The 16,461-nt window shown below is 52.4% G+C and carries 8 protein-coding genes and 1 pseudogene; 6 read left to right on the top strand and 3 right to left on the bottom strand.

Going from position 1 to position 16,461, the window contains the following annotated elements:
• The first annotated feature begins 26 nt into the window (after window positions 1–26).
• Window positions 27–6,272, top strand: a complete 6,246-nt coding sequence (locus DMR_RS25695) for an autotransporter-associated beta strand repeat-containing protein (RefSeq protein ID WP_015861588.1) — start codon at window positions 27–29, stop codon at window positions 6,270–6,272.
• 53 nt (window positions 6,273–6,325) lie between these two features.
• Complete coding sequence (locus tag DMR_RS14035; protein WP_015861587.1) at window positions 6,326–6,823, top strand: OmpH family outer membrane protein; 498 nt, start codon at window positions 6,326–6,328, stop codon at window positions 6,821–6,823.
• Between the two features lie 84 nt (window positions 6,824–6,907).
• Here the strand turns inward: DMR_RS14035 and DMR_RS14030 are convergent, their stop codons facing one another.
• Window positions 6,908–7,465: a hypothetical protein gene (locus DMR_RS14030; RefSeq protein WP_015861586.1), complete on the bottom strand. Its 558-nt coding sequence runs from the start codon at window positions 7,463–7,465 to the stop codon at window positions 6,908–6,910.
• A 222-nt stretch (window positions 7,466–7,687) separates the two neighbouring features.
• On the opposite strand from DMR_RS14030, the gene DMR_RS22485 reads away from it, so the two are divergent.
• The gene (locus DMR_RS22485; protein ID WP_015861585.1) at window positions 7,688–8,341 is read left to right on the top strand and encodes a response regulator; all 654 of its coding nucleotides are present in this window, start codon (window positions 7,688–7,690) and stop codon (window positions 8,339–8,341) included.
• A 784-nt stretch (window positions 8,342–9,125) separates the two neighbouring features.
• Here DMR_RS22485 and DMR_RS23435 read toward each other — a convergent pair.
• Both DMR_RS23435 and DMR_RS14015 read right to left on the bottom strand, forming a co-directional pair.
• Complete coding sequence (locus DMR_RS23435) at window positions 9,126–11,219, bottom strand: methyl-accepting chemotaxis protein (RefSeq protein WP_232502800.1); 2,094 nt, start codon at window positions 11,217–11,219, stop codon at window positions 9,126–9,128.
• Between the two features lie 223 nt (window positions 11,220–11,442).
• Window positions 11,443–11,652, bottom strand: coding sequence for a hypothetical protein (locus DMR_RS14015; RefSeq protein WP_015861582.1), 210 nt, complete (start codon window positions 11,650–11,652; stop codon window positions 11,443–11,445).
• Window positions 11,653–12,062: 410 nt separating this feature from the next.
• On the opposite strand from DMR_RS14015, the gene DMR_RS14010 reads away from it, so the two are divergent.
• The 3 genes and pseudogenes from DMR_RS14010 to DMR_RS23430 all read left to right on the top strand — a co-directional run bounded on the left by DMR_RS14010 (window position 12,063) and on the right by DMR_RS23430 (window position 15,961).
• Entirely contained in the window at window positions 12,063–12,320 is a 258-nt protein-coding gene (locus DMR_RS14010; RefSeq protein ID WP_015861581.1) for a hypothetical protein, read from the top strand.
• 514 nt (window positions 12,321–12,834) lie between these two features.
• A pseudogene (locus DMR_RS14005) lies at window positions 12,835–12,990 on the top strand (ATP-binding protein); the annotation flags it as partial.
• A gap of 346 nt (window positions 12,991–13,336) precedes the next feature.
• Window positions 13,337–15,961, top strand: a complete 2,625-nt coding sequence (locus tag DMR_RS23430) for a PAS domain S-box protein (RefSeq protein WP_232502799.1) — start codon at window positions 13,337–13,339, stop codon at window positions 15,959–15,961.
• Window positions 15,962–16,461 lie beyond the last annotated feature (500 nt).

The following is a 16,461-nucleotide window of genomic DNA, read 5'->3' as shown; positions in this document are numbered from 1 at the left end:
AGCGCGGTGGCTTTGGCTGGCTGGCGATGCTTTGGGCAGCCTTGTTCGTGCTGTTGGCCGTCGGCCCGGCCAGGGGCGCAACGGAACAGACAGTCGACAAGTATACCGACGACGCCTCCACGGCGACGACGCTGCGTAACGCCCTTACGAAGGCCACTGATCCATTCAGCAACATCATCCATTTTCTGCATACGATCACGTATTCGCCCAAGCTCACGCTGACGAACGGCAGCCTCTCCATCACAACGCCAGCCACTCTGAACCCCAACGACGCCGATGTGCACGAAGTGACGATCGCCTACGACAATGGCAATTCGTCCCAGCCCGTATTTTCCGTTTCTTCTTCCGCAGCCCAGTTCAGCCTGACGGGCGACGCCGCCATCGTCATCGAGGCCAGCGGCAAAAGTTTCGTCACAGACATTTCCGCTCCAAGCTCCACCTTGAACATTGGCGCTATCGGCTCCAACGTCACCTTGACGGCAACAGCGACCGCACCCGCTTATGGCGAGGCAACCGGTCTCTATGCCGCTGGGGACATCCTTGTGGCCAGCGGCCTCGCCGGAACCATCACGACCGCGGTTACGGGTACCGGGCTCGCCTACGGCCTGCGCGCCGCCAACGGCATTTCCATCACGGGCGGGTTGTCTGCCAACATCACGTCCACAGTCGGCGTCCAGGGGGACGCCTACGGCCTGTCCGCCGGGGGGGTAATCTCCATCACGGGGGGGGTGTCCGGCAACATCGCCGCCACGGGGGGAGGCAACGGACGCGCCTACGGCCTGCATGCCTCCGACGGCATCGCCATCGCCGGCGGGTTGTCCGGAGACATCACCGCCAAAGGCGAGGGCAGCAACAGCGTCTACGGCCTGTATGCCGCCTCCGGCGGCATCACTCTCACGGAGGGTCTCTCAAGCACGATCACGGCCACGGGCCTGACCGGGAGTTCCGGGAGCGCCTACGGCCTGAATGCTTCCGGAGCGATCTCCATCTCGGGCGGACTGTCCGGCCAAGTCGCGGCCACGGCCGAGGGCATCGGCGACGCCTACGGACTCAAAGGCGCCGGGATCGCCATCACGGGCGGGGTGTCAGACACGGTCAAGGCCACGGCCAACGGCTCCGGGAACGCCTATGGCCTGGCCGGCGCCAACATATCGATCGCGGGCGGGGTGTCCGGCTCGATTACATCCACGGCCACTTCCGGAAAAGCCTACGGCATCTACGACAGCGGAAACATCAACGGCGGCGACGCCTCCACGCCGCTGAGCATTTCCGGAAGCGTCACGGCCGAGGCCGACAATACCGCCAACGGGTACGCTCTCTACGCCACGGGCTCGGTGAATCTCTACGTGAGCGGCTCCATCACGGTCACCGATGGTTCCGCCTTCCCATTGGGTGGGTACGCCATCTACGCGGCCGGTTCGGACAACGTCGTCACCCTGACCAACACAGCCGACCTCGGCGACAACTGGATTCACCTGGGCGGCGGCACGCTCAACCTCGTGGGCACGGGAGGCACTTTTAGCAACATCACTGACGGCGTGACCAGCCTGGTAATCGGCGGCAACGGAGAAGCCGCGAGTTGGACCGTGGACTCCATGCTCACCAGCTTCGGCAGCCTGACCGTCTCGTCCAACGCCTCCTTGACCATGGATTCCATCGTGACCATAGCCGGCGACATCACGCTCGACGGGGCCCTGACCTGGAAGCTCACCGGAAACAAGGCCTACGCCGGCATCATCTCAGGCTCGGGGTCGCTGACCAAGACCGGGGATTACGCCCTGACCCTGTCCGGCGCGAATACGTATTCCGGAGCGACCACGGTCAGCGCCGGAACCCTGCAAGCCGGAGCCGGCGACACGTTTTCCGCGAATTCGTCTGTGACAGTGGCCTCGGGGGCCACCCTCGACCTGAACGGCTACAGTCAGCTCCTGCGCTCCCTGGCCGGTGCCGGCAGCGTCACCCTGGGCACGGATGCCGCCACCGTGCTCACGATCAACGACTATTGGGCGAACGCCACCTTTTCCGGGATCATTTCCGGTTCGGGGGGCCTGGCCAAGACCGGCATCAAAACCCTGATCCTGTCCGGAAGCAATACCTACTCCGGCGCCACCGTCGTCACCCGGGGGACGTTGCAAGCCGGAGCGACCAACACGTTTTCCTCGAACTCGGCCGTGACCGTGGACACGGAAGGCACCCTGGCCCTCGGCGGCTACAGCCAGACCATCGGCGGACTCGCCGGTTCCGGCCTTGTCACTCTGGGTTCGAACGCCGCCACAGTCCTGACGATCAACACGGGGGCGTCTGATTCAACCTATATGGGCGTCATCTCCGGCAGCGGGCGTCTGGTGAAAACCGGCTCGGGTACACTGACCCTGTCCGGCTCCAGCGCCTACAGCGGCGGCACGACCATATCCGCCGGGACCCTGGCCGTCGCCACAGGGAACGCCCTGGGGACCGGCGTCGTGACGCTTGGCGGCGGCACCCTGCAAGCGACGACCTCCCTCGGCCTGGCCAACGCCGTCGTCCTGACAGCCAACAGCGCCGTCTCCACCGGAGCCGGCATCGAACTGACTCTCTCCAACTCTCTCAGCGGAAGCGGAAACCTGACCAAATCCGGTTCGGGCACCCTGATCCTTTCCGGCGACAACAGCGCCTACAGCGGAGCCATGACCGTGAGCGCCGGAACGCTCTCCATCGGTTCCGCCTCCAACCTGGGCATGGGGGCCCTGACCCTCAATGGCGGCCTGCTCCTGACAACGGCCGACATAAGCAGCCTCACCAATAACGTCACCATCGGTTCCTCCGGGGGAACCTTCTACACCAATGGCAGCAACCTGACCCTCGCGGGCACGATCACCGGCACGGGCGCCCTGACAAAATCCGGTTACGGCACATTGACCCTTTCCGGGGCCAATGCCTACACTGGCGCGACCACGGTCAACGCCGGGACCCTGGCCGTTACGGGCTCCCTTGCCACCAGTTCCATAACCGTGGCCTCCGGCGCGACGCTCGATTTTTCTGGCAGCCTGACCAGCCTGACCAGCCTCACCAACTCCGGGACCATCAACCTGGCCAGCTCCCTGACCTTCAGCGACGCCGACTGCATCATCATAAGCACCGGCAGCATCCTGGCCGCCAGCGCCACCGACGTGGCCATCCAACTCGGCGCGGGTGACGACACCGTGACCCTTGGCCCTGGGGCCACGGTACGCGGCATCATCGACGGCGGCGGCGGTTCCAACACCCTGACCCTGGTTGGCAGCGTCAGCTTGGATGGCGCGGTGCGCAACTTCCAGTCCCTGGTCAAACAGGATGCCGGTTCCTGGACCATCAGCGGTGACGTGGACTTGGGCACGGGCACCTTGCTCGTCAGCAGTGGCGCCCTGACCCTGGAAGGTTGCGTCACCGCTTCGGGGGCCACCATCGCCTCGGGCGCCACGCTCGTCTGGTCGCCCACTGCCGACACGACATTCTCCGGCGTCATCTCCGGGGACGGCGCGCTGACCAAATCCGGCACAGGCACGCTGACCCTGTCCGGGGCCAACACCTACACCGGCGCCACCGCCATTACCGGCGGCACCTTAAGCATCAGCTCGGTAGACAATCTGCAAGGCACAAGCGGCGTCACCCTCGCCGGCGGGACACTCCAGGCCACGGGTACACTGACACTGAACAAATCGATCGCCCTGGGTTCCGGCGGCGGCACCTTTGAAGTCGCCAACAGCGGCGATACCCTGACCCTTTCCGGCGTCATCACCGATGCCGTGTCAGGAACCGCCGGTTCCTTGACCAAAACCGGTTCCGGCACGCTCTACCTCACCGGCAACAACACCTACACCGGCGGGACCAACATCAACGGCGGCACGGTCAACATCGTGGCGGACGCCAACCTGGGCGACGCCTCCGGCGGCCTGACCTGCAACGGCGGCACCCTGCAAATCGGGGCTGATATCGTCTCCAGCCGCGACGTCACCCTCAATGCCGGCGGCGGCTCCTTCGACACCAACGGCCACGACCTGACCCTCAATGGCACGGTCTCAGGCTCCGGCGGCCTGACCAAGACCGGCGTCGGCACCCTGACCCTGTCCGGCGACGCCGCCTATACGGGCGCGACCTCCATCCAGGCCGGAACCCTGAGCCTTGGCGGCTCCTGCAGCTCCTCCTCGATAGCTGTTGCCTCAAGCGCGACCCTGAACTTCGCCCCGTCAAAAACAGTGACCTACGCCGGCAGCATCACCGGCAGCGGCCAAGTCACCAAAACCGGCGTCTACGCCCTGACCCTTTCCGGCGACAACAGCGGCTTCACCGGCGACTTGACCCTCGCCGGCGGCACCCTGTCCGTATCCAACGACAACAACCTCGGCGCGTCCACGGCCAGCCTGGCCTTTAACGGCGGGACCCTGGCGACCACGGCCGACATGACCATCGCCCAGTCCATTGCCGTCAATGCCGGGGGCGGCGTCCTGGACAACACCGGCAACGCCCTCACCCTGGCCAGTAGCCTGTCCGGTTCCGGTGATCTCACCTTGGCCGGGTCAGGAACGACCAACCTGGGCGCGACCTTTGACGGCTCCGCCTACAGCGGCGCACTGTCCGTCAGCAGCGGAACCCTGCACCTCGTTTCGGGAGAAAGCCTCGGCGGCACGCTGTCCATCGCCAGCGGGGCCACCCTCAACGGCGTCGGCACGGTGGGCAACCTGAGCGTCAGCGGCGTCATCTCGCCGGGCAATTCCCCCGGGGCCCTCACCGTCACCGGCGACTTCGTCCAAAGCGTGACCGGCGTCTACGTCTGCCAGGTGACGCCCACCGCCAACGATCTGATCGCCGTCACCGGCAACGCAACATTAAGCGGCACGATCTCCATCCAGCCGGAATACACGTATTACAACTCCGGGACAGTCTGGACCGTGCTCACCACGCAAACTGGCAGCATTTCCGGAACCTATTCCACCGTGACCTATGGAGCCACGCCGGAAAACTGGATCTTCGTGCCGGTGTATTCGGCCAACGCCGTCACCATCACCCTTGTGCGCCAATCGTATGCCACATCGAGCACGAGTTCCCAGGCCTCCTCGGTGGGCGCAGGCCTCGACGCCGTGGCCTACAACGCCACGGGCGAAATGGCCTCACTCATTAAAAACCTGGACTACTCTTACGGCACAACCACCGGTTACTCGCCGGCCAACGCTTTGACCAACTATGCGCTCAATGTCCTGAGCGCCGAAGTCTACGACGTGTTTTCCCAGAATGTTTTCGCAGCCGGCCGGCTGTTGACCTCGGCGCAGCACGCCGGACTGCACGAAGGAGAGGAGGGCGCGGGCCAGGGCTTCGCCAGCCCTCTGGAAATCGGCCCGGCCTCCCTGGCTTCGCAAAACAATCAGTATGGGCTTGGGCTTGATACGACCAGCGGCGGCGCATCCTCCCTGTCCTTGGGGCGTTTTGGCGTCTTCGTCAGGCCCATCGGTATGCGGGCCTTGCAGCAAGGCTCCTCAAGCCAGACCGGGTACGCCGCCGTTTCTTGCGGCATCACCGGCGGCGTGACCTACCGCCCGTTTTCGGAACTGACCCTGGCCCTGGCTCCCGGCTTCGTCACCCAGTCCATCAACATCCACAGCGAAGGCGGCGGCCAGGGCACGATCAGCGACTGGAGTCTCGGTTTCTTGGCCGCCTATCGAAGCGGCCCCTGGCACGCCGATGCCGGTGTGCGCGGCGCCTACAACACCTTTCGGTCCTCGCGCTCCCTGCCGTTGCCGAGCGGATCGTACACGACTAAAGGGAACTGGGAGGGTTGGAACGTGAACGTGTCCACTGGCGGCGGCTACGACTTCATGGCCGGGGACTACACCTTCGGCCCGTTGGCGGCGGCGTCCTGGCAGTGGCTGCACGAAAACGCCTTCCAGGAAACCGGCGCGGGCACCCTTGGCCAAAGCATTCGGGCCCGCGACACCCAGGCCCTCAACACGGTGCTCGGCGCGCGTGTGGCCCGGACCTTCGAGACGCCGGCCGGGGATGTGACGCCGGAAGTGCGCGTGGGGTGGAGTACCCAGTGGCTAGGCGAATCCCAAAACATCGTGGCCTCGTTCATTGGCTCCCCGGGGGCCGCCTATCAGGTGAAAAGCGCCAATCACGCGTATCACTCGGCGCTGGTCGACGTCGGAGTGAGCATGCGCGTGTCGTCGAAACTCTCGGCCACGGCCCGGGCCGGCATGGAACTGCTACGGCCGGGCTACGGGTCCCAGGCCGCCAGCATCGGGCTCAGATACACGTTTTAACCCCCGCCGGCGTAGGGCCGGGGGCATGCCTACAAATTGCAAGAGGAGTTGTCATGCCGCTTCGATTCCGATTCCTGCTGGTGCTTGGCGCTCTACTGGTGTGCTCGGGCTGCCAGATGTTGGAAAACAAACCGACCATGGCGGTGATCAATACTCGGGAAGTGATCACCAAGTGCAATGCCGGCATGCAGGCCGCTGAAAAGGTGCGAGCCAAGTTCGCCGCCCGCCAGGATGCGTTGAAAAAGCAGGAAGAGGCCATAGAGAAGCTCAAAACCGATACGGCGCTCAACGATCCAAGGAGCGGCAAGCAGGCGGAACTGGATAAGCTCGCGCGACAGTATATGGCGGACGCGCAGGCGCTGCGCAAGGACATCGGCGAGGAGGAAGCCGGCACGTTCAAGCCCATCGTGGACAGGATCAACAAGGTGTTGACCGATTACGCCAAGGAGCACCGCCTGCTTTCCGTACAGGACAAAAACGGCTTCGCCTTCATTGATCTGAAGATTGATATCACGGAAGCCATCATCAAGCTTGTCGATGCGGCAAAGTAATTCCAATAGTTAAACCACCGCCTCTTGCAGTGTGCCCCTGAAAGTGTTGCGGAAAATTGGACAGTCTATCAAGAGAACATTTGGTCATGTAATTGGCAAAGGCCCATGTACCTGCTGCAGCGTCAGGATGCCCTGGGGCACGAGCGCGGCGGCGATGGTATCGAGCAGGGCGCGGCACAGCGCGAAGAGGTTCATTTTTTCTGGCAAGGCCTCGATCTGCGGCAGGGCGGCCTGCCACCAGCCGTCCAGGGCGGCATGGAAAGCGGCATGTTTGCTCACCACCCCGGGCGCGGCCTCGATGCGCGTCTTGATGCCGTCGCGGCCGCCGTTTTCGGTGATGGCCGGGGCGAAATCGAGGTAGTTGTCGTCGCGGGCGACAAACAACAGTTCGGACAGGCCGGGATAATTGGCAAAGTAAGGGGCAAGCGCCGCGCCCTCGGTCCGGGGCACGCCGCCGTGCAGGTGCGCCCGCACGTCGTAGGGCTCGGGCGGTGGCGAGTTGTCTACATAGCGCCGGATGTTGAGGTTATAGTCCTCGGCGGTAAACAGCAGACGTTCGAGTCGGGCGAGAGTGAGTTTTTGAGGCGACGGGCATCGGCAATCCTTGATAACGTCGTTCGAGGCGCAAGAAACGGGCAGCATCTTATTGAATATAAAGGATTATATATAACATGGTGGGGCTGTTGGCAAGCCGCCGGCTGGGGCTGAAGTCGCCCGCCGATGGCCTTTGCGCAGATGGTCGGCAACAACTCAAACCCAGGAGCCACCCTCAAGAATTGACTGGTCCGAGGAAGGCCGGCAGGTCATTACGCGGGCTTCCCTGTTCGGCTGTGCGTTCGGGGTTTAACCGGGAGTAATCGTTGCATGACGGAAAAAATCCTCCTCGTTGATGATGAACGGAATGTCCTGGACGCTCTAAAGACAGCGCTGCGCCGGGAATTTGACCTCTACACCGCACAAGGAGGTGCGGAGGGGCTGAAATCTATGGGACGAAACGGGCCATTTGCCGTGGTTGTTTCCGACTACAAAATGCCAGGCATGAACGGCGTTGAATTCCTGGAGCATCTCCGAAAGCTGGCCCCCGACTGCGTACGAATCATACTGACGGGCCATGGCGATCTGGAGTCCGCCATCGCGGCCGTTAACCAAAGTGAGGTCTTCCGTTTTTTAACCAAACCATGCCCCACGCAAGTGCTCTGCAAAGCCCTAAGAGACGGATTGACAAAATACCGACGAGACGTGCTTGGGGTCAAAGCCGCCGATGCACTACTGAGAGTACTCAGCGGCAGCGAGGCAGAAGCGTTAGCGGCCGAGCCTGTTTTGGGTGATGCGCGCCTAACTCAGCGCGAAAGGTCAATCGCGGCCAGAATTCGCAGGGGCAATTCGACGAAGGAGATCGCTGAAGCCTTGGACCTTTCTCCGCGAACGGTCGAAACCTACCGTGATAACATTCGCAAGAAGCTCGGCATCGCCAACAAGAAGATCAATTTGAAAAGTTACTTATCGTCGGTATTTTGATTCGGACGCGATGCAACCATGTGCGTTACCGGTGACAATGGTTGCCCCCAGTTTAACTTTTTACCGTCCAATCCCCAACGATTTTGTGCTAAAAAGACTGGAGAACCGGGCTGGATAATCTGGGGATTTTGGATAACATTCGCGAATTTTAAGTCCCGAGTTGCCGCTAAAACCTTAGAAACTGCCTTGTCCCGGGTCCTGGAGTGGGGTAGCGCGGCTTCGTAGCGTATAATAGGAAGAATGCTGCATCTTTTGCCAAGTGCGAATTATTTTTCGTCTTGCTTTGTTTTGACGAGGCTTATTGGATAATCTTTGAGGTTTCGCAAGATTTAAGATGTTTTCTCTGGTGGAGTAATTCTTGTATCTTGGTAAGCCTTTCAAAAAGTTGTTTCATAATGGTGTCAATTCCTGAATTCAAAAAAAGAGAGTAGACATATTCAACAAAGTTTACATCTAGATAAAATATTCTATGCAGCTTGATTCTTCCATGCGTTTTGAATAATTCTTCGATTTCTACGAAGTTAAGAGCTAGTAATTCGGAATAGTACATGATAAGTAAAACTTTCTTGTCATAAGTTGTTGTAGATATTTCGCCAAGAATGTTTGTTGATATGTGTCTAATGTCTCGGAATGGCATATATTTATTCGGGTTGCGGGGTGAACTCAATATGTGTTGATTGAACATAATGAAAGCTCACCCCTTTGTCGCTAGGATAAAACCTTCCTTGCAGTTGAAACTAACGGTGCGAAAGAGTAGGTTGGCATGTTTGAAGATTGTTTCTCATTACCCTTTTTCTAATGCAAGTGGCTTCTTTCCTGCAGGAAGTTTTTTAGTGCCAGATCCACTGTCAGATTTCATCTCCTCGATAAGGCGCTTAAGAACTTGTGCTTGATTTGCCAGTTCAGTTACTGCCTGAGCCGATTTGCGCATCGCATCAGCACTTTCGGAGGAAATCCGGTTCACTGCTTCAATACTGCGATTAATTTCCTCACTTGTAGCAGATTGCTGTTCAGAAGCTGTCGCAATTGAACGAACCTGGTCAGTGGTCTTATCTGCTAAAGTGACGATTTGGTTTAAAGCTTCGCCAGAATTAGTGGCGAGGTTGGTAACCTCTTCAATGTATTTTCCAGTACGCTCAACGTTTTCGATGTTCTTTTTGGTGCCGTCCTGGATGCCCCGGATCGCGTTACCGACTTCCTTAGTGGCGGTCATAGTCTTTTCGGCCAGTTTCCTGACCTCGTCAGCAACAACTGCGAATCCTCGTCCGGCGTCACCGGCCCGGGCTGCTTCAATTGCGGCATTCAGGGCTAGGAGGTTGGTCTGGTCGGCAATGTCGGAGATAACGTTTAGAATTTGTCCGATTCCCTCAGCTTGCTTGCCCAGATTGTCCATGTCAATTTTCATTTCTTGGGATTGATTTTGGACTTGACCAATACCCTTTACAACTTGGCTTACCGCCCGTGCTCCTTCTTCAGCTTTGGTTTTTGCCTGATCAGCTGTTCCGGCAGCGTTCGTAGCGTTTTTAGCGACTTCAAGTACTGTTGCGTTCATTTCTACCATGGCTGTGGCAGTTTCTGAAATGCTACGCGCTTGTTCTTCGGAACCTCTACTTGATTGTTCTATCTGAGCAGAGAGTTGTTCAGAAGCTGAAGTCACGATCTCCACAATAGATTCAAGTTTTTTTGCGGCCTGTAGAGTGCCACGAGCGATAGCATCTTTAGCAGCGCGCTGCTGCTCAACGACTTCCGTCAAATCCGTTATGAGTGTGATTCCTGCAATGATATTGCCGTCTAAATCGGTGATCGGTGACGAGTCAAAGTTGCAGAACCTTGGGTTGTTTTTGAATGACATGAATGAAACATCCTTGGTCGCGACAGCAGACTTCTGCGCAATGGCCTTTTCGCTCATAGTTTGTTTCGATTCATCATTGTAAAAGAACTTAGCGGCTGAAAACCCAAGATAGTCTTCGGGTTTCCCTCCGCGTTCGATATAATCAATAATCTGTTGGTTCATGAACAAGATTTTTGCTTTTGGATCGACAACGATACATGGCGTTGCAATGCCATTCATAACGCCCTGAGCGAAACCTAGCCTGTTCTTGAGGGTCTCCGTCATGCGTTTGACCGACCCGAACACACCTATCTCAGGTCGTGTTTTGTCGAATCGAGCGGTCAAGTCACCGTCAGCGATTTGCATGGTGATTGCTGCCAGTGAGGAGGGATCATCACCAAGTTGGTGCATGAGAAATCGAGCGAAGAGGAAAAATAAGGCTATTACTACAATAGCAATAACGAAAAATCCTATTGCCAAGAATAAACTTCCAGAGTTTACCTCTGTGACGCCCTGGGATTCAACTTGTTTGCTAAAGTCTTCAAGAAGAGATGCAAGGTTTACTACTGAATTACGATGTCTTGAAAATTCAGGGTTTATTGCCTCATTGAAGATTTGTTTTGCCCTGATTAGATCTCCGACTTGTATAGCAGGGGTGACATTGTTGGTAAATACGTCAAATATTTTTTCAGCGCTTGCGCAAACCTTGTCGAGTAATTCGTTTTTTATCTCTCCTGCGTGTAATTTTTTCGTCCAAATAGATCTAGACTCTTCAAACGATTTCTTGTCCTTTTCGATTGCTTTTAGAATTTCTTCAATGTTGTCGTTGCTAATGAATGTCGCCTTAAGCATGGAATTGTAGCTCTCGATTATATAAAGGGGCGGTGGTAATATGTCTGCATTGAGATCTTTACTTAAGAGTATATCGTTGTATGCATTGCTGCCAATTGCTACTTTTGTTAATGTCAATCGGGAAATCAGAAATAAAGTAGCCAGCCCGACGCCTAACAAAACAAGTATCAAAGTTAACTTTGTACGGATTTTCATGTCTCTGAACATAGCGTCCTCGTTTTGTTGACGATTTGTCTGCAAATTCCAAGATGATGGGAAAACTGATAGTGTGCCAAAAAAAATGCTCAAGTGTAAGTATGTTTTGCTGTAAATAGCATGTCTTTAAAAAGGAGGCAATGGAGAAGTTTTTGAAAGTGCGTTGTCTAGCGAAAATTAATTAAACGGTATAGGGAGGAAATGGCAAATACGTATTGGCAGATTATTTTTCAAGTATAACTGCGTGATGTCCAAATGACTTCATTAATTTGGGGTCTATAGCGTAGAAGATGGGTTGAACGTCCAGCTCTGAATAACCGGAATTTTGGATAAATTCTGGAGAACCGAAAATGTCCCAGCAAGGATCAATTTTGTCCAAGAGGCAGTAGTAGGCCAAATTGAATATCTTTTCTCCTTTCTGATCCGATTCCAAGGGTTCTCCTGGTACATCTCCTGTCCAGTTGGTAAAAAGTGCAGGTCTCTGAGTTATTGAAGTGGCCTGGAGGCGGACTCGGACTGGCTTAGTCCTGCCAATTAGATAGAAAATGCTTGCGCATCTGCCAGAAATAAGTAGCGTCACATTGAAGTTGTGTGGTATGAAAGTCCAATGGAAAAGCCCTTGGTGTGTGTCAAGATAGGCATAAGATTTGGCCAGCTTGTCTCTGATGCTTTTGATGCAATATTGATCGCGGAAGCTATTCGCTAGCTTTTGATCTTGATGCGAGATTGACAGATGCACTCTCTGATGCCGCTTTTTTTGATTATGCTGGTGTTAAACATTCAACAGGATAAAAGTGGCCAGCTGCTGAGCCATAGTGATAAACTCAACTAAATGGAGTTGGTATGAAAGAAGAGTCAAATTTTGATGCTCATGTTTTGCGTAAGCTTATACGAAGTGGTCATTGTGCTGAAGAGATAGTCCAAGCGCTCAATGTTTCAATGGAGATTTTGCGTGTGTATTTGAATAAACTAATGAAACTGGACAAGAAATACTATGAGATTTGCGGGTTGAACCCTTCGCCCGTTGAAGAAGATGATGATTTCTGGGTCACCTGTGATGCGGATGGTATGCTTCAAATCGTTCGGCGTGTAGATTCTTGATCCGTCTTGTCCTCTGAAAAGTGTTTCGCAGAAATCCATTATTATCAGTTTGTTGCGAACTAGTTAGCCCCGTCACTCGGAAGGGTCGGCGGGGCTGCTTTCGTACGAGAAGTTTTTGCTCACAGCGACAAGGGGTTGGACCGTCGGAACCATTTTCGGTACCTTTCCAGTGAAATGATTTTACCGGAACCCTGATGACTCGGTCCAGGGAGAAATAATGGTAAGGTCGGCCATGGCCAACCGAGCCAGGGTGGGAAAGACCGACTGTCGGCAGTGCGCTGTCTTCTGCCTGGCCAGCCTAAGGTGAGGGTTGGGCTTTAATGGATGACGCCGGGAAGTGTGGTCCGAAACCATCCATGTGTTCCCAGTGTATTTGAGGGCAATTGACTGGAAAATTAGTAAGTTAGATTCCTTTCAAGGATTGTTCCGTCAAGCTGCTCAATAAGGAAGCTCCATGGTGACAAGCTTCCCTCCTTGGCTCATCTGGTTCGTAGTCGGAATAGCTGTTTCCTTGTCGGTCCTGGTGACGACCAACCTGACCTTTGGCGAGTGGGGCCAAGTCTTTGGCAACGCCAAGATGACCACGGCGCTCTTGGATCGGGTGACCCATCATTGCGAGATCATCGAGACCGGCAACGACATCTGGAGGCTCAAACACAGAAGCCAATAAGCTCCCCCCCCCCCCCCCCCCCCAACCACGAGGAGAAGCCATGGCGCTCAATTCGAGGGGGTCAAAATTGGACGCTGATTGGGGGTCAATTTTCGGTGCTGTTTGACAACTGATGCGATGTACAGTATAGTTCATATTTTTGAAAGATGCCTACCCATGATTTGATTATTTGTCCTAGTAAGTGGCATTGATGTTTACTTACTTCGGGTTATTTGCCGTTGAATGAAAGTGAGGACATGATTTTAGATGGATAAAGTCTATTGCATGCGTGTTTTTTAAAGTACTTTGATTGCATCTACTGCTTTATCTCATTTTTTTTGCATTGTTAGACAAATCAGGAAAGCTGTTGGCTGCGACCTTTATATTATTGTCTCAACACCAAAACCAATACGCACTAATAGGCTCCAGCATGCAAGATGTGAATTTAACGTATTCCGAGATAGAAGAAGAGTTGAGTGTCGCACGAAGACGAGTAGTCGAACTTGAATCTAAACGCGCTTCTTTTAGTGACGCTGAGATAAATTTTTTGGGAGCGCAGTGTCATATAATTAACAGCATTTCTTGGAAAAATGGTATCTTTAACGTTCCTGCATTCGGAATTCTTGTTGTTACAAAGCATCGCGTCATAACTGATGTAAACTCTGGCCTACTCGAAATGCTAGGATATGACAAGAATGACCTAATTGGGAACTCCGTTGAAATGTTGCATGTAAATAGTGATTCGTTTTTAAAATTTGGAGAGCGTTACTGGAGTGCCACAGCAAAACAACGTATCGTTTCAACAGAGTGGCCATTAAAAAGAAAATGTGGAGAAGTTGTTTGGGTTAAGATTTCGGGCAGTGCTCTTGATGCAATGGACATAGGGCGAGGAGTCGTTTGGGTGCTATTTGACGTAACGGATCAAAAAAAGGCAGAAATTGCTCTTGGAGAGAGCGAGGACAGTTTTAGAAGCTTTTTTGAATCAATCAATGACATAGCCTGGGTTGTTAGTAATGACGGCAAAATAGTTCAGGTAAACCACTCTGTACAAGAAATTTTAGGATTTTCGCTGCAAGACATACTAAACATGAACGTCATCGATATTCATCCAGAAAACGTCAGGCATGAAGCAGTGACTATCTTTGCTGACATGCTAAAGGGGAAAAGAGAAACTTGCCCTCTTTCCTTGTTGAAAAAAGATGGTTCCGCACTGCCCGCAGAAACAAGAATATGGAAAGGCAGGTGGAAAGGTCAAGATTGTATTTTTGGAATATCACGCGACTTAACACTAGAACAAGAAGCTTTGCAAAGATTCGAGCGTTTATTCAATAGCAATCCAGCGCCTATGGCTTTGTCAATTATGCCTAGCATGAAACTGATAGATGTAAACAATGCATTTGTCGAGATAACTAGATATCAAAGAGACGAAGTTATTGGAAAGACCTCTGATGAATTAAATTTATTCACAAGCCATGACAAGTATTGTGACTTATTAAAAATACTTTCAAAAGACGGACAAATTAAAAACAGCGAAGCGCAAATATATGACAAGGACGGCAATGTTCATGAAGGAATTTTTTACGGAGAAATAATAGAGTCCCAAGGCCAGAAGTTCTACTTGTCAGTAATGGTTGACATTACAGAAAGAAAGCAAATTGAAACTAGTCTCCAAAAACTTAAAAATAAATACAAAAATTTGATCGAAAATTCTCCCATAGGCATTTTTGAGTCAACACCAAATGGAAAATATCTTGCTGCAAATCCGAGCTTGGCAAGAATATACGGATATGATTCCGCAGAGGACTTAATAAACCGCGTTAGTTCTATTGAATCCGATATTTATGTCAATGAATCTGAAAGAACGCAAACGACAGATCAACTTAAAAACTGTTGCCTGTATGGGCTTGAGCAGCGAAGAAAAAGGAAAGACGGAACTATCGCATGGGTATCTTTGTTTATGCGCTCAGTGAGAGATAAATTCGGGAATATCAACAGCTACGAAGGTTTCGTTTCAGACATTACTGACAGAAAGCGCGCAGAAAATGAACTAAAAGAAAGTGAAGAAAAGTTTCGACTCATAGTCGAAACATCAAACCAGGGCATCGTTGCTGTTAATCAGTATTTTGAAATTACTTATTCAAATAAAATAATCCAGAAGTTAGCAGGCTATAGCGAAAAAGAGCTTCACGAGTTACATATTGATAGCATTTTTTTGTCTTGTGGCGAAGAATCTTTTTCAAGAACAATTATCAATGCAACTGAACGGTCCATACCCAAACTAGAGTGTAGGATTAGAAATAAAGATGGCGAATGTTTTTGGGTTTTGTTTTCAAGCTCTCCAATATCTCGATTAGATAATTCTTCTGGAGGTGCTTTCATTATGATTACTGATATATCTGAACAAAAAAACTTAGAATTAAATCTTTTAATGCTTGCAACAAAGGATGGCTTGACGGGTGTCAGCAATAGACACCATTTTATGGAGATTTCTGGAGCGTTATTATCTTCAGCAACTCGCTATAATACTGAATTTTCTGTAGCAATTTTTGACATTGATAATTTTAAGATGGTAAATGATACATGGGGACATTCTGCAGGGGATATGGTTTTAAAAAAAATTTGCACATTAGCAACAGCAGAATTCCGATCTTCAGATATAATTGGACGCTTAGGCGGCGAAGAGTTTGCCATATCAATGCCTGAAACATCTCTTGAAAATGCAGCAGCAGCAGTTGAAAGATTTAGAACAATTGTTGAATCAACTATCTTTGAATACGACGAAATTCCAATCAATATTACAATTAGCAGTGGCGTTGCAGCTTGCTCAAAACATACAAAAGCAATAGACTGTTTGTTAAAATCAGCAGATAATTTTTTATATAAAGCGAAAAGACATGGAAGGAATCAAACTGTAACGTCAATCAATGCAAAACAGGAGACGGATTATCCAGACAGATGGCCGTTGAATTCCTTGAAAAGACGCAGTTCATAAGTAGTATGTGCTGAACTACGATTTTTGCTAGCAAGTTATTTTGCTCGGCAAGCTGCTGATTATAGCTTTATTCCAAATCTTTCTCTAGCGTCTTGTTTTTGTCGATTTACATACTATCAACAAAATAATCGCCAAAATATTTTAAAACGCGCCTGCACATCAACAATATCCGTTAACAAAGTCTTTGGCTCATCGACGGTTTCTCTGGCTAATTTTGAGTTTACACACAAAACATCAACCGTATTTAGTTAGATTTATTTCGATTTAGCAAAACATGAATAAAAAACAGGCAATCATTTAGCAAGATTTCGATGATTCTCGGAAAACAGTGCGAGTTGAAAGCATGAAGGTCAATCCTATTTGAATTTGTACTTTTCAGACGGAACTGCTCTGGCTAAGAAATACCCTAGGAGAGACGAACTATCAGCGTTGATCCCTAAATAATTTTAGACACGTTGTTTTTTGTCAATGTTGTTACAAGAAATAAGTTAAGTTGTTTA

It is taken from the genome of Solidesulfovibrio magneticus RS-1, from assembly GCF_000010665.1.
GTDB classification, from domain to species: domain Bacteria; phylum Desulfobacterota; class Desulfovibrionia; order Desulfovibrionales; family Desulfovibrionaceae; genus Solidesulfovibrio; species Solidesulfovibrio magneticus.
Note: the sequence above shows the minus strand (reverse complement) of the source record. Positions and strands in the feature narration are given on the sequence as shown.